The sequence below is a fragment of the Knoellia subterranea KCTC 19937 genome, from assembly GCF_000768685.1.
Taxonomy (GTDB): domain Bacteria; phylum Actinomycetota; class Actinomycetes; order Actinomycetales; family Dermatophilaceae; genus Knoellia; species Knoellia subterranea.
This window is the reverse complement of sequence record NZ_AVPK01000008.1, coordinates 26,066-40,006: the sequence shown is the minus strand read 5'-3', so window position 1 is coordinate 40,006 and position 13,941 is coordinate 26,066. Positions and strand designations below refer to the sequence as shown.

The following is a 13,941-nucleotide window of genomic DNA, read 5'->3' as shown; positions in this document are numbered from 1 at the left end:
GCGCGTGCACGCGCCGACGCCGCGTAGTCTGCCGCGAGTGAGCGCGACACCTCCTGAGCAGAGCCCAGAGCGGCCGCGCCGAAGGCTTCCCGCAGGCCTCGAGATCGTGCTCGCGATCCTCGCCGTGGCTCTGATCCAGGGCTTCGTCGTCAAGCCGTTCGGGGTGCCGTCGCAGTCGATGGAGCAGACCCTGCGCATCGGTGATCGCATCATCGTCAACCGCACCAACGACGCCGTGAAGCGCGGCGACATCGTCGTCTTCTCCCACGGAGATTCCTGGCAGCAGGCGCACCTGCCCGAGTCCGACAACCCGCTCGTCAAGGTGGCCCGCAAGGTCGGCGAACTGACCGGCATCGGGCCGTCCAACACGGCATACACGGTCAAGCGGGTCATCGGACTGCCCGGCGACCGGGTCAAGTGCTGCGACGAGCAGGGGCGGGTCCTCGTCGAGAACGAGCCCCTCGACGAGCCGTACATCTTCGAGGACCACGCGTTCCGCAGCCCGGAGCTCACGTGTGAGTCGACGCCCCGCTCCTCGCGCTGCTTCCCCGAGATCCGGGTCCCGACCGACCGGCTCCTCGTGCTCGGCGACCACCGCTCTCAGTCGGCCGACTCGGTCGCGAACTGTCGCGGCGGCACCGATGCCGACGGGTGCGCCCGGTTCGTGCCGATCAACCGCGTCGTCGGCCCGGTCGTCTTCCGGATCTGGCCGTTGGGGACCTTCGGGCGCGTCAACGCCCACGACTGACGCAGGCATTGCGCCGGGTGCCTCAGGCCGTGGCGGCGACGTCGCGGATGCGCTGCGACACCACCGTCGTGATGCCGTCGCCGCGCATGCTCACGCCGTAGAGGGCGTCGGCGATCTCCATCGTCTTCTTCTGGTGGGTGATGACGATGAGCTGGCTCGAGTCGCGCAGTTCCTCGAAGAGCGTGATGAGGCGACCCAGGTTGGTGTCGTCGAGCGCGGCCTCGACCTCGTCCATGATGTAGAACGGGCTCGGCCGGGCCTTGAAGATCGAGACGAGCAGCGCCACCGCGACGAGCGAGCGCTCGCCACCGGAGAGCAGCGAGAGCCGCTTGACCTTCTTGCCCGGCGGGCGCGCCTCGACCTCGATGCCGGTCGTGAGCATGTCGCTCGGGTCGGTGAGGATGAGCTTGCCGGCGCCTCCGGGGAAGAGCCGCTGGAAGACGCGCTCGAACTGCTCGGCCGTGTCGTGGAAGGCCTCCGTGAAGACCTGCTCGACGCGCTCGTCGACGGACTTGACGATGTCGAGGAGGTCGCGCTTGGAGTTCTTGAGGTCCTCGAGCTGCTCGGTCAGGAACTTGTGCCGCTCCTCGAGTGCGGCGAACTCCTCGAGGGCGAGCGGGTTGACGCGTCCGAGGGCCGAGAGGCCTCGCTCGGCCTTGCGCAGCCGCTTCTCCTGCTCCTCGCGCACGAACGCCGAGGGCATCGGCACGTCGCCCTCGTGGTCGGGGCCGACGATGAACGGGATCGGCTGGTGCGGACCGTAGTCCTCCATGAGGACCTCGGGGTCGACGCCGAGCTCCTCGAGCGCCTTGGCCTGGAGCTGCTCGATCCGGGCGATCTGGCGAGCCCGGGCCACTTCGTCGCGGTGCGCGGAGTCGGTGAGCTCGCGCAGTTCGTCCTGGTGGGTGCTCATCTCGGCGCGCAACGCCTGGACGGCGGTGTCGCGCTCGGCGCGGGCGCGTTCGGCCTCCTCACGCAGTCGACCGGCCCGTTCCAGCGCGGTCGCCATCCGATCGGTGGCGTATGCCGCGGCCTGGCTCACGGCGTCGGCGATCGTCGCCTCGCGGCGACGGCGTTCCTGCCGTTGGCGGAGCTTCTCGCGAGCCTGGATCTCGTTGCGCGCCGCGCCCTCGAGCGAGTCGGCACGTCCCTTGAGCGAACGGGCCCGCTCCTCCTTGGTGCGCAGGGTGAGGCGGAGCTCGGTCTCGGCCGTGCGGGCACGGCTCGCGGCGAGCTCGAGGGCGTCGCGGTCGTCGGTCGACGGCTCCTCGGCCTCGGCGGGCTCGGCACTGGCCTCCTCGAGGCGCGCCGCCAGAGCGGCCTCCTCGACCCGATCGGCCTCGAGGGCCGCCTCGGCTTCGGCGATGGTCCGTTCGGTGCGTTCGATCTCGGCCCGGCTGGTGCGGATCGTGGTCTGGAGACCGCCGAGCTGCTCGGCGAGTGCGGCCATCCGGGCATCACTGTCGTGGAGCGCCTCGAGCGCCGCCTCGACCCGCTCGGTGACGGACGCGGCCTGCTCGCGCTCACTCGCAAGGGTGAAGCGGGTCTGCTCCCCCTTGGTCGTGGCGGCAGCGACGGCCCCCTGCGCCTCCTCGAGCGCCGACTGGATCTCGAGCAACGACTCGCCGCTGCTCGACCCTCCGCGCACCCAGCCCGGGGCGAAGACGTCGCCGTCCTCGGTCACGGCCGTGATGCCTTCACCTCGGGCGACGAGGGCAAGGGCGTGTTCGGTGGTGCTCACGAGGGCGACCCGGTCGAGCAACTGCTCGACGGCCGGCAGAACGTCCGCCGGGGCCGACACGACGTCGCGCGCCCACACTCCCGACCCGTCGAGATCGGGCCACGACCCACGATCGGAGGCGACGGCCGTCTCTCCGACGAGCAGGGTCGCCTGACCCTGGTCGTCGCGGCGGAGGCGGTCGACAGCGCGTGCCGCGTGATCGGCGGAACCGACCGCGAGCGCCTCGGAGGCCCAACCGAGGGCCGCCGCGACGGCGCCCTCGTGCCCGCCCTTGACCTGGAGCAGCGAGGCCACCGTGCCGACGATGCCGTGGTCACCCGTGCCGCCATCTGCCTCGGCTGCGGCGAGCAGCGTTGCGGCGCCGTCCTTGCGACGCAGGCTCAGGCCCAGCGCCTCGACCCGGGCCGACGCCGACGACTTGTCCCGCTCGGCCTCGCGCTCGGTCGCCTCGAGGGCGGTGATGCGTGCCTCGATCTCGGCGAGCTCCTCGGCCGCCGTCTCGTAGGCACTGTCGAGGCCCTCCTCACCCTCTTCGTCGTGGGCGACGGTTCCCTCGAGTTGTGAAAAGGCCTTCTCGGCCTCGACGGCTCGAGCGGTCGATGACGCAATCACTCCCTGCAGACGACCGATCTCGGCCTCTCGGGCCTCGATCCGGCTGCGGCGTGCACCCACCTGACCGGCGAGCTTCGCGAGACCCTCACGTCGGTCGGCCGCAGCGCGGGCGAGACGCGACAAGCGATCCTGCTCACCGGCATACGCCTTCTCGGCCTCCTCCCGCGCGGTGACGGCGGCGGCAAGCTCGGCGGCAGCCGCAGCGACCTCGGCCACGAGCTTCTGCTCGGCCTCGCGCGCCTGCGCTGCCTGCGCCCTCAACTCCTCGGGGTCGCGGCCCGTGGTGGTCTCGTCGGCGTCGTCCTGGCCCAGGAGGCGAACCCGCTCGCGGGCCACGGAAGCCGTGGACTCGAGGCGGTCGCGCAAGGACTGGAGCCGGACGAATCGGTCCTGGGCTCGCCCGAGCTCGGGCGCGGCGTCCGTCGCCTGTCGCTCGATCTCGGTGATACGTGAGCGATAGGACTCGAGGGCGTTCTCGACGGCGGTCCGGCGCTCGATGAGCGCGGTCTCGTCGGCGACCTCCTGCTCGAGGGTCGCGGTGAGCTGGACGAGGTCGTCGGCGAGCAGTCGCTGCCGGGCGTCACGCGCCTCGGCCTGGATGACCGCGGCCTTGCGGGCGGCTTCGGCCTGGCGTCCCAAGGGGCCGAGTTGGCGGCGGATCTCACCGGTGAGGTCGTGGACGCGGGTGAGGTTGGCCTCCATCGCGTCGAGCTTGCGGAGGGCTCGCTCCTTGCGCTTGCGGTGCTTGAGGACGCCGGCGGCCTCCTCGATGAACCCGCGACGCTCCTCGGGTGTCGCACGCAGCACGGCGTCGAGCTGGCCCTGACCCACGATGACGTGCATCTCGCGGCCAATTCCGCTGTCGGACAACAGTTCCTGGATGTCGAGCAGACGCGAGGGGGTGCCGTTGATGGCGTACTCGGAGCCGCCGTTGCGGAACATCGTCCGGGTGATCGTCACCTCGGCGTAGTCGATCGGCAGCGCGCCGTCGGTGTTGTCGATCGTCAGGCTGACCTCGGCGCGGCCGAGCGGCGGGCGGCCGGCCGTCCCGGCGAAGATGACGTCCTCCATCTTGCCGCCGCGCAGGGTCTTGGCACCCTGCTCACCCATCACCCAGGCCAGCGCGTCGACGACGTTGGACTTGCCCGATCCGTTGGGCCCGACGATGCAGGTGATGCCGGGCTCGAGGCGCATGTTGGTGGCCGAGGCGAAGGACTTGAACCCCTTGAGGGTCAGGCTCTTGACGTACACGCGATGGCTCTCGGTTCTGGACGACGACTGGTTGACCGCTCACTGTACCGGCGCGAAACACCCCGTCCGGGGACGTCGGTCGCCACCTGCGTTGCCTGTGACGGGAGTGGCTGGAGTGTCTGGACTCAGCCCTTCGCGATGGACTCGTGGTGGTGGATGACCTCGGCGATGACGAAGTTGATGAACTTCTCGGCGAACTCCGGGTCGAGGCCGCTGTCGTCCGCCAACGCGCGCAACCGCGCAACCTGCCGCTCCTCGCGCGCGGGGTCAGCGGGCGGCATACCCTCGTTCGCCTTGAGCTCGCCGACCTGCTGGGTGCACTTGAAACGTTCGGCGAGCAGGTGCACGAGAGCCGCATCGATGTTGTCGATGCTCGAACGCAGGCGGGCCAGCTCGGGAGGAACGTCGCTCATCGCTCCATCCTAGGAAGGCGCACCTGCCGCGGTTCGTGCGTCCCACGACCCGGTATGCCGTCCGCTCACCTCTCGACGAAGCCCGTCACTCCCGCACGGGGCTCGGACTCCAGCGGGGTCGAGACGGACACGACCTGACCGGGGCGGTGTGTCGTCGACGGGTCCTCGCGGAGGAGGTCGACCAGACGATTGACGGCGCCGCGCGAGCCCTGTGCGACGACCTCGACGCGACCGTCAGCGGTGTTGCGGGCGTGTCCCACGAGGCCGAGCTCGAGCGCGCGCGCCCGCGTCCACCACCGGAAGCCGACACCCTGCACGCGACCCCGGACGGCCAGGGTCACGCGGACAGGACGCAGACCCTCCGCATCGGGGTCGAGGCTGGTCTCCATGGAGGCGATGCTAGGTCGGTCACTCCCCCGCGCGCCTCCCCGACCCTGTCGGTGCGGCTCCATAGCCTGAGAATCATGACCGTGGAGAGCTCTGGCTCCGGGCACGGGGTCACGACGACGTCGACCCCGTCGCGCGGCGTCGCTGCACACCCGGACGGGCGCCTGCCCGGACTCGACGGGCTGCGTGCCATCGCCATCCTCGCCGTGCTGGCCTTCCACCTAGACCCGCGGTGGCTGCCCGGCGGCTTCCTCGGCGTCGACGTCTTCTTCGTCATCTCGGGCTTCCTCATCACGACTCTTCTCGTGCGCGAGCGCGCGAGCGAGGGCCGGATCGACCTCCGCGGCTTCTGGACCCGACGCGCCCGCCGCCTGCTCCCCGCCCTCCTCGTCCTCGTGCCGAGCGTCATTCTGCTCGCCCGACTCGTCGAGACCGATCTGCTCGTCGGCATCGGCCGGCAGGCGATCGGCGCGCTGACCTTCACGAGCAACTGGCTCGAGATCGGCGCCGGGTCGGACTACTTCCACAGCACTTCGCCGCAGCTCTTGATGAACCTCTGGTCACTCGCGGTCGAGGAGCAGTTCTATCTCGTGTGGCCGCTCGTGGCCATCGGGCTGATGTTCTTCGTCCGTTCGTCACGCGCGCGGGCCGGGATCGCCGTGGCGCTGGCACTCGGATCGGCCGTCCTCATGGCGAGCCGATACGACCCCGAGCTCGGCGCGACCCGCGTCTACTACGGCACCGACACCCACCTCATGGGGCTCATGCTCGGCGCCGCGCTCGCCTTCGCCTGGGCCGCCCCTCACCGCGCCTGGACGTCGACCGACCTCTGGCAGCGCCTCCGCGTGCCGGTCGTTGCCGGTGCGGCCATCGTGCTCGCGGCCCTCGTGGCCCTCCTCGACGAATCCACGCCCCTGACCTTCCGCGGCGGCATCCTGCTGGCATCGCTCGCCACGACCGTCCTCGTCCTCGGTGTCGTGGAGCGACCCAGCCCCCTGCGGTCCGCGCTCGACCTCCCCGTGCTGCGCTGGATCGGCGAACGGTCCTATGGCCTCTACCTCTGGCACTGGCCGGTCATCCTCATCGTCGAGGCCGACCTGTCATGGGCCTCGCGCGGTGCCGACGACTACGTGTGGTCCCGCCTGTGGTGCGTCGTCGTCACGGCCGCCATCGCTGACCTGTCCTACCGCTTCATCGAGACTCCCGTGCGCCGACGTGGTTTCCGGGGCACGGGACGGCACATCCTCCACGTCATCCGGTGGTCGGGCACACGCACCGCACGCGCGGTCTGGGCCTCCGTCGCGGTTCTCGCCATCGCCCTCACCGCCGTCATGGTGACCGCGCCTTCACGCACGCGGGTCCAAGAGCTCCTCGACGCCAATGCGGCCGCGGCGACCGCCACGATCCCCACCGCGGCACCCTCAACGCCCACCCCCACGGGGGCCTCCGCCACCAAGGGCGCCACGCCACCCGCCACGAGCACCCAGCCCGCCACCACCGGCGGAAAACCTGCGACCGGTGGCCAGTCGTGGGCGATGCCGACGGGTGCCGAGATCGATGCCTACGGCGACTCCATGATGGTCGGGAGCCTGCACGCCCTGCGCTACTACTTCCCGGGCATCCGCATCGACGCCCGCTCCAACCGGCAGTGGAGCGAGGGCCTCAAGGTCGTCCAGGCTCGCGGGAACGGCAACCGGCGAGCCGTCGTCCTCGCCCTCGGCACCAACGCCGGAACCGACCTCGACCGTGCACGCCAGGTCCTCGACGCCCTCGGCCCCCAGCGCATGGTCGTCATCGTCACCCTCCACGGTCGGATCAACCGCATCGCCTCCGACAACGCCAAACTGCGCGAACTCGTGGCAGGCCGCGACAACGTCGCCCTCGCCGACTGGGACGCGGCCCTCGTCGACACGACCGGACAGCTCCAGTCCGACGGCATGCACCCCTCCCTCAAGGGGGCCCACCTCTACTCCAAGACGATCCGGCAGGCGTTCGCGGACCTGAGTGAACGGCATACCGGCACGAAAGTCACCCTCAAGGAACTCCCGCTGCCATGACGACGACACCCGACCACGGCGACCGCACGACCAAGCCGACGGACGCGTCGGTCGAGGCACACCTCGACGCGGTCCAGCCGGCGGGGCGACGCGACGACGCCCTCACCCTGCTCGACATCATGCGCGAGGAGACCGGTGCCGACCCCGTCCTGTGGGGCTCGATGGTCGGCTTCGGGCGCCAGCCCTACACGACGGCCGACGGCAAGGAACGGGAGTGGTTCGCCGTCGGCTTCGCACCGCGCAAGGCCGCCCTCACCCTCTACGGCCTGACGTTCTACGGCACGAACACCGACGTGCTCGACCGTCTCGGACCGCACACGACCGGCAAGGGCTGCGTCTATCTCAAGCGGCTCGCCGACGTCGACGAGGGCGTGCTCCGCGAGCTGATCAGGACCGGGTGGCGCGAGAACCACGTGGACGAGGCTGACACCTCGGGCAGCTGAACGACGAGCGGTTCATGAAGTGCTCGCGCCGGATCGGCGTGCCGCACCGCGCACACGGCTCACCCTCCTGGCCGTAGGCATGCAGTGACCGGTCGAAGTAGCCGGACGCCCCGTTGACGTTGACATAGAGCGCGTCGAAGCTCGTCCCACCCTCGAGCAGGGCCGCGGCCATGACGTCGCGCGCATGGTCAAGGACCCGCGCGATCGTCGGCTTGGTCAGGCTGCTCGACGGGCGTTCGCCATGGACCTGCGCCCGCCAGAGCGCCTCGTCGGCATAGATGTTGCCGATGCCGGAGACCACGCCCTGGTGGAGCAGCATCCGCTTGATCGCGCTGTCGCTCGCCTTCACGCGTCGCACGACCGATGCCTGGTCGTATGCCGGCTCGAACGGATCCGGGGCGATGTGCCGGATCTGGTGCGGCACACCATCGTCGGCGAGGTCGTCGAGGGCGAAGCCACCGAAGGTGCGCTGGTCGACGAACCGCAGCTCGGGGTCTCCGTCGGCGAAGGTGAACCGCGCGTGCAGGTGCTTCTCGTCCGGTGCGTCCGCAGCTTCGACGAGGAGCTGCCCACTCATCCCGAGGTGGGCGATGAGGCCGTGCACCGGCTGCTCACCCTCACTGAGAACGAGCCAGAGGTACTTGCCCCGGCGCCGGGCCTGCGCGATGTCGAGACCGACGATGCGTTCGGCCAGGTCGACCGGACCGGGCAGGTGCCGGCGGGCCACCCTGGCCCCGGTGAACGAGGCCGTGCGGATGCGCCGACCGACGACGTGGTCCTGGAGACCACGGCGGACGACTTCGACCTCGGGCAGTTCGGGCACGAAGGAGTCGGTCCGTCAGGAGATGTCGGGCAGGGGCGCGGTGGACAGGCCGTCGCCGTGACGCTCGCGCAGGGCCTGCCATGCCTGGGCGGCGGCCTTCTGCTCGGCGTCCTTCTTGGTGCGACCCTCGCCCGTGCCGTGCTCCTCGCCGCCGACGAGGACGCGGGCAGTGAACGTCTTGGCGTGCTCGGGGCCGTCCTCCTCGAGGACGTACTCGACCGGGCCCGCGTTGTGCAGGGCGCTGATCTCCTGGAGGCTCGTCTTCCAGTCCAGGCCCGCTCCGAGGGTCGCCGAACGTGCCATCAGCGGGTCGAGCATGTGGTGGACGAGCGCACCGGCCGCCTCGAGACCCGCGCTCGTGAACGTCGCGCCGATGACGGCCTCGACGGTGTCGGCAAGGATCGAGTCCTTGTCGCGACCGCCGGTCGACTCCTCGCCCCGTCCGAGGTGGAGGTAGTCCCCCAGTCCGAGGGTGCGGCCGACCGCCGCGAGGGCACGCATGTTGACCACCGCAGCCCGCAGCTTCGCGAGCTGCCCCTCGGTGAGGTCGGGGTGCGTCGTGTAGAGCGTGTCGGTGACGACGAGTCCGAGCACGGAGTCGCCGAGGAACTCGAGTCGCTCGTTGTGCGGGATCCCTCCGGCCTCGTAGGCGTACGAGCGGTGGGTCAGGGCACGACCGAGCAGCGCCTCGTCGATGTCTCCACCGGTCACCTCGGCGAGGTGCTGGCGGAGTTCAGCGACGGGGCGCTGTGGCGTTCTGGCCGCAGGGCCGGTCGAGCCCCTCCCCATGAGGAGTGGGCTCAGCCCTGGTGCTCGGTGCGCTCGGCGACGCCGTAGTGGCGGCCGTTGTAGTTCCCGCACGACGGGCACGCGATGTGCGGCTGCGTCGGGGCCTTGCACTGGGGGCACGCGGTCAGGGTGACCGGCGTGGCCTTCCAGTTCGCACGGCGCGAGCGGGTGTTGGAGCGCGACGTCTTCCGCTTCGGAACAGCCACGTCAGGTCCTCTTCTCTGTCTGCGTCGTGGACGACTCGGACGCGAGGTCCGTGAGAGCCGCCCACCTGGGGTCGATCACGTCATGTGCGTGGCCCGGATCGTCCGCGAGGTGGATTCCGCATTCGGAACACAACCCCGGGCAGTCCGGGCGACACACGGGCTGGAACGGCAGTGCGGGCACCACCGCGTCCCGGAGCACCGGCTCGAGGTCGATCAGACCATCCTCGATGAGGTACTCCTCGGCCGCATCCTCGTCGCCCACCTCTTGGTGGTGGGCATTGCGATCGGCGTAGGCGAACAATTCCTGGAACCGGCCGTCCACTTCGTGGCTGATCGGATCCAGGCACCGCACGCAGGCGCCGGTCGCCGTGCCTTGCACCGAACCGGTGACCAGGACTCCTTCGACAACGGACTCGAGCCGCACGTCGACGTCCAAGGGTTCCCCCTCGGCGACGCGCAACACCTCCGTGCCGAATTCGGCTGGTGCCTCGACCTCACGAGAGAACTCCGCCATCGAGCCGGGACGCCGGCCGACCTCCTTGGTGTCGAGCACCATCGGAGACCGAGGATCGAGACGGTTCATTGCCTTGCCTTGGTCGAGTGGTTCGGTCCTCGTCACGGCTGACGCAGACCGAAGGTCAAAGGTACCGGAGGGGGTGCCGCCTCCCCAAATGCAGCCGCCACTGCCTCGCCGAGCACGGGACCGAGCGTCCGCGCGTAGGTCGCGGTGACGTGGTCTCCGGGTCGGTGCACGGTCACGTGGCCGACGACGACCGGGCACTGCCGACCGGGGCACAGCCACGGCGTGAGGTCCACGAACGTCACGCCACGCTCCACCTGCTGCGCGGCCTCGCGCTGCACCGGCAGACCACTCCCTCCGATGGCGGCGTCCCGATCGAAGGCGCAGCGGCTCAACCGGTCCGGGTGCAGGGCAGCGCAGACGTCGAGGTCGTCCGGCGAGCGGGGGCTGTCGCCGACCACGACGACCGGCGTGCCGGCTGACACGAGCTGCCGCCATCTCGCGGCGTAGCCCTCGACGAGGCGCTCCCGACCGGCGACGCGGTCGCCTTCCGCCCAGGCCACGCGGGCGCTCCCCGACGTCACGACGAGGTCGGGGCGCTCGGCTTCCAGCGCGCGGGTCACCTCTGCGTTCCATCGATCACACGCCGGGTATGCCGTCCCGCCGACTTCCGTGGCGCCCTCGGCGAACGTGCACAGGGACTTCCCGAACGTGACGATCCGCCATCCGCGCGCCGCTGCTGCCTCCTCCAGTGCGGGGAGCCACTGCATCGCCTTGGAGTCTCCGACGAGCGCGATCGTCGTCCCGGACCCGGCCTCGCCAAAGACGCAGGCCACTGCCGTGGTGCTCTTGTCGTCGACCTGGCAGTGGTCGACGTCGGCGGCCGGACGGTCCTCACCGGAGCGCAGCGGGTCGGGGACGACCCACTCGACGGAGTCGACCGGCGCAGCATCGTCGCCCGGATGCACGGCTGCCGCCCCGAGTTGGGCGAGGGGCGGCCGGTCCCCCATTGCGGGGCGGTCGCGGAACGGCGTCGAGACGTGGAGGAGCGGTAGCGCGGCCAGGGCCGTCACGGCCGACGCGGCCAGACCCGCGGCGAGCACTGCCCGAGGGCGACTGCGCAGCCACGAGCCGTGGTGGATCGGGGTCTCGACGAAGCGCCACGACAGCCAGGCGGGAACGACGGAGGCGAGGGTCAACAGGAGTGGTGCCACCACCGGGAAGTCGAGGTCGAAGCGCACCGCGACGGCGTCCCCGAGCACGACGAACGGCCAGTGCCAGAGGTAGAGGGAGTAGGACAGGGCGCCGACCCACAGCATGGGTGCCGTCCCGAGCACGGCGACCGGGCCGCGCGTCGGCCCGAGCCAGCCGATCCAGAGCAGGGCGGCCGTCGGCAGGGTGACGAGCAGCGCCCATGCGCCCGGCCAGGCCAGGCCCTCCGGGAGGCTCAGGACCACCACGAGGAGCACCCCGAGAGCAGCCCAGCCCCATGCCGCCGAGCAGCGTGGCGCGAGCGCTGGCCGCTCGCGCCCGGCGAGGGCCACGGCGAGCAGGGCTCCGACGCCGAGTTCCCACGCCCGGGTCGTCGTGACGAAGTACCCCTCTGCCGGGGAGGTCCGGGCGAGGTGCACGGACCAGCCGAAGGATGCCGCGACCGGGAGCGCGAGGACCCCGAACACGAGCCCGCGCGAGGGGCCACCCGAGTGCTGTCCTCGACCCAGCCGGCGCACGACGAACGCGAGAAGCATGAGCAGGACCGGCCAGACGACGTAGAACTGCTCCTCGACCGCCAGCGACCAGTAGTGCTGCACGGGGGACGGTTGGCTGTCGCTCGCCAGGTAGTCCACGCCACGACGGGCCAGAACCCAGTTGACGACGTAGCCCGCCGACCCGGCGATGTCCGTCGCGATCTCGCGGCGCCTCAGCCCGGGGACGATGAGCGCGCTCACCACGGCCGTGACGACGAGGACGAGGAGCGCGGCGGGCAACAGGCGGCGGATGCGGCGACCGACGAAGGCGCCCCACCCGATCCGACCGGTCGACCAGAGCTCGGTCACGAGCAGCCCCGTGATGAGGTAGCCGGAGATGACGAAGAAGACGTCGACACCGACGTAGCCGCCGGTGACCGGCAGCCCCGCGTGGTGGGCGAGCACGGCCAGCACCGCGACGGCGCGCAGACCCTCGATGTCCGCGCGGCGAGGCGCCCGCTCCGTCCTAGCGACCGCCGTCACCACGAGCCAGGAGTGCGTCACGGACCTCGTCGGGGACGAGACCGGACACGTCACCGCCGAAGCGCGCGACCTCCTTGACGAGCGAGCTCGACACGTGCTCGAACTGCGGTGCCCCCGGCAGGAAGACCGTCTCCACGCCGCTGAGGTGCCGGTTCATGAGCGCCATGGGCACCTCGTAGGCGTAGTCGGTCTCCCCGCGCAGACCCTTGAGCAGGACCTCGGCGCCGACCTCACGGCATACATCGACAAGAAGGCGACCCGCGAAGGCCTCGACCCGCACGCACGAGGCGATCGCCTCGGGAAGGGCGCGCTCGATGAAGCCGATCCGCTCCTCCACTGTGAAGGTGCCGACCTTCGCCGGGTTGTGCAGGATCGCGACGACGACCTCGTCGTAGAGAGCGGCCGCGCGGACGAAGATGTCCACGTGGCCCGCGGTCACGGGGTCGAACGATCCGGGACAGACGGCTCGTCGAATCTGCTGGTCAGTCACGCGCGCCAGCCTAGGTCAGCCGTCGGCCTTCTCCGCCTCCTTGGAAGCCTCCTCGATCTCCTTGGCCTCCTCCTTGGCCTTCTCCTTGATCTCGTCGGCCTCGGCGCGTGCCTCCTCGGAGGCGATCGTGCCCTCGTCCTCCGCGCGCTCGAGCAGGGCCCTGACCTGCTCGAGGCTGGCGCAGCCCTCCTCGAGCAGCTGGTTGCGGCGCGTCGCCCAGGCGACCCCGAGCTCGGCCCTCACCCCGGCGGAGACGTCCTCGCGGGCCGGGTTGATGATCGTCTGCTCTTCCTCGTTGCTGTGGTGGTTCACCACGGTGGCAAGTTCCTCGAGGGCCGAGTCGTACTTCTGCGTGTCGGTGCCCTTGGCCTCGAGGAAGCCGACGATGGCCTCGGTGATCTCGGCGTGCTCCTCCTCGCCGTGCTCCTCCTCGTGGGCACCGATCGCGCGCTTGCGGCGCAGCGTTGGATAGACCATCTCCTCCTCGGCCTCGGCATGGGCCACGAGCAGTTCGCACAGGGCGGTGCGGGCCGCCTCGCGGTCGACGTCGTTGCGCCGGGCCAACCGGAGGAGGTCCTCGAAGCGACGGTGGTCGTCGAGGATGAGTTCGAGCACGTCACCGTTGGTCGGGCGGGGAATCTCGTAGTCGCTCATGTGGCCATCCTGTCGGATCAGTCGGACACGCGCTCGGCAAACCAGAGGACCGTCTCGCCGTACTTCTTGACCTTCTCCGCCTCCAGTCCGGCCGGCCACGCGGGTTCGGCGGAACGCTTGGACCGCTCCACCACCACGAGCGCTCTGTCCGCGAGCCACTCCCGGCCCACGAGGGTCTCGAGGTTGTGCCCGAGGGCCTCCTCACCGAGGTCGTAGGGCGGGTCGATGAAGACGAGGTCACGGGTCTGCGCCGGGCCGGCCAGCGCGGACGACACGGTCATGGACAGGACCTGTGCCGTGAGGCCAAGGCGCTTCACGTTGTCGCGGATCACCCCGGCCGCGACCCGGTCGGACTCGACCAGGAGCACGTCGGACGCGCCGCGGCTGGCGGCCTCGAGACCGAGGGCACCGGAGCCGGCATACAGGTCCATGACACGCGCTCCGGAGAGCGCGTCGCGAGCGGCGAGCGACGAGAAGAGCGCCTCACGGACGCGATCACTCGTCGGTCGCGTTCCGCGCCCGGGTGGGGTGCGCAGTTCTCGTCCCCCCGCCGTTCCGGCGATGATGCGGGTCACC

14 protein-coding genes are annotated in these 13,941 nt (G+C 70.7%); 3 read left to right on the top strand and 11 right to left on the bottom strand.

What is annotated here, in order from left to right; all coding sequences use genetic code 11:
- The first annotated feature begins 37 nt into the window (after positions 1-37).
- Positions 38-748 carry a signal peptidase I gene (lepB, locus tag N803_RS13295; protein ID WP_035906090.1) on the top strand — a complete coding sequence of 237 codons (711 nt, stop codon included), beginning with the start codon at positions 38-40 and terminating at the stop codon, positions 746-748.
- Positions 749-770: 22 nt separating this feature from the next.
- Here the strand turns inward: lepB and smc are convergent, their stop codons facing one another.
- From smc to N803_RS13280, 3 genes are all read right to left on the bottom strand, one after another.
- The gene (smc, locus tag N803_RS13290) at positions 771-4,352 is read right to left on the bottom strand and encodes a chromosome segregation protein SMC (protein WP_035906089.1); all 3,582 of its coding nucleotides are present in this window, start codon (positions 4,350-4,352) and stop codon (positions 771-773) included.
- A gap of 125 nt (positions 4,353-4,477) precedes the next feature.
- Positions 4,478-4,765: a chorismate mutase gene (locus N803_RS13285; protein ID WP_035906086.1), complete on the bottom strand. Its 288-nt coding sequence runs from the start codon at positions 4,763-4,765 to the stop codon at positions 4,478-4,480.
- A gap of 65 nt (positions 4,766-4,830) precedes the next feature.
- Positions 4,831-5,154: an acylphosphatase gene (locus N803_RS13280; protein WP_052112280.1), complete on the bottom strand. Its 324-nt coding sequence runs from the start codon at positions 5,152-5,154 to the stop codon at positions 4,831-4,833.
- Positions 5,155-5,229: 75 nt separating this feature from the next.
- Here N803_RS13280 and N803_RS13275 point away from each other — a divergent pair, with 75 nt between their 5' ends.
- Both N803_RS13275 and N803_RS13270 read left to right on the top strand, forming a co-directional pair.
- Positions 5,230-7,209 carry an acyltransferase family protein gene (locus N803_RS13275; RefSeq protein ID WP_052112279.1) on the top strand — a complete coding sequence of 660 codons (1,980 nt, stop codon included), beginning with the start codon at positions 5,230-5,232 and terminating at the stop codon, positions 7,207-7,209.
- A complete protein-coding gene (locus tag N803_RS13270; RefSeq protein ID WP_035906085.1) occupies positions 7,206-7,652 on the top strand; it encodes a DUF1801 domain-containing protein in 447 nt (148 codons plus the stop codon). The genes N803_RS13275 and N803_RS13270 overlap by 4 nt, the downstream gene beginning before the upstream one ends.
- Here N803_RS13270 and mutM read toward each other — a convergent pair.
- The 8 genes from mutM to rsmD are packed head-to-tail and all read right to left on the bottom strand — an operon-like array spanning position 7,597 to position 13,940.
- Positions 7,597-8,475, bottom strand: coding sequence for a bifunctional DNA-formamidopyrimidine glycosylase/DNA-(apurinic or apyrimidinic site) lyase (gene mutM, locus N803_RS13265; RefSeq protein WP_035906084.1), 879 nt, complete (start codon positions 8,473-8,475; stop codon positions 7,597-7,599). The two genes, N803_RS13270 and mutM, sit on opposite strands and share 56 nt — an antisense overlap.
- Before the next feature lie 15 nt (positions 8,476-8,490).
- Positions 8,491-9,264 carry a ribonuclease III gene (gene rnc, locus N803_RS13260; RefSeq protein ID WP_035906083.1) on the bottom strand — a complete coding sequence of 258 codons (774 nt, stop codon included), beginning with the start codon at positions 9,262-9,264 and terminating at the stop codon, positions 8,491-8,493.
- 11 nt (positions 9,265-9,275) lie between these two features.
- Positions 9,276-9,470 carry a 50S ribosomal protein L32 gene (gene rpmF / locus N803_RS13255; RefSeq protein ID WP_035906082.1) on the bottom strand — a complete coding sequence of 65 codons (195 nt, stop codon included), beginning with the start codon at positions 9,468-9,470 and terminating at the stop codon, positions 9,276-9,278.
- A gap of 1 nt (position 9,471) precedes the next feature.
- Positions 9,472-10,026, bottom strand: coding sequence for a YceD family protein (locus N803_RS13250; RefSeq protein ID WP_425402413.1), 555 nt, complete (start codon positions 10,024-10,026; stop codon positions 9,472-9,474).
- Positions 10,027-10,085: 59 nt separating this feature from the next.
- Positions 10,086-12,242 (bottom strand): acyltransferase family protein, encoded by a 2,157-nt coding sequence (locus N803_RS13245; RefSeq protein ID WP_052112278.1) that lies wholly within the window; start codon positions 12,240-12,242, stop codon positions 10,086-10,088.
- Positions 12,205-12,711 (bottom strand): pantetheine-phosphate adenylyltransferase, encoded by a 507-nt coding sequence (coaD, locus tag N803_RS13240; protein ID WP_035906080.1) that lies wholly within the window; start codon positions 12,709-12,711, stop codon positions 12,205-12,207. Before coaD ends, N803_RS13245 begins: the two co-directional genes overlap by 38 nt.
- A 15-nt stretch (positions 12,712-12,726) precedes the next feature.
- Entirely contained in the window at positions 12,727-13,365 is a 639-nt protein-coding gene (locus N803_RS13235; protein WP_035906079.1) for a hemerythrin domain-containing protein, read from the bottom strand.
- Positions 13,366-13,382: 17 nt separating this feature from the next.
- The gene (rsmD, locus tag N803_RS13230; protein ID WP_035906078.1) at positions 13,383-13,940 is read right to left on the bottom strand and encodes a 16S rRNA (guanine(966)-N(2))-methyltransferase RsmD; all 558 of its coding nucleotides are present in this window, start codon (positions 13,938-13,940) and stop codon (positions 13,383-13,385) included.
- Position 13,941 lies beyond the last annotated feature (1 nt).

Coding starts and splice junctions, on each gene's coding strand:
- N803_RS13270 (WP_035906085.1), top strand. CDS start 7,206: ATGACGACGACACCCGACCACGGCGACCGCACGACCAAGCCGACGGAC.
- N803_RS13250 (WP_425402413.1), bottom strand. CDS start 10,026: ATGGTGCTCGACACCAAGGAGGTCGGCCGGCGTCCCGGCTCGATGGCG.
- N803_RS13285 (WP_035906086.1), bottom strand. CDS start 4,765: ATGAGCGACGTTCCTCCCGAGCTGGCCCGCCTGCGTTCGAGCATCGAC.
- rnc (WP_035906083.1), bottom strand. CDS start 9,264: ATGGGGAGGGGCTCGACCGGCCCTGCGGCCAGAACGCCACAGCGCCCC.
- N803_RS13235 (WP_035906079.1), bottom strand. CDS start 13,365: ATGAGCGACTACGAGATTCCCCGCCCGACCAACGGTGACGTGCTCGAA.
- N803_RS13280 (WP_052112280.1), bottom strand. CDS start 5,154: ATGGAGACCAGCCTCGACCCCGATGCGGAGGGTCTGCGTCCTGTCCGC.
- N803_RS13275 (WP_052112279.1), top strand. CDS start 5,230: ATGACCGTGGAGAGCTCTGGCTCCGGGCACGGGGTCACGACGACGTCG.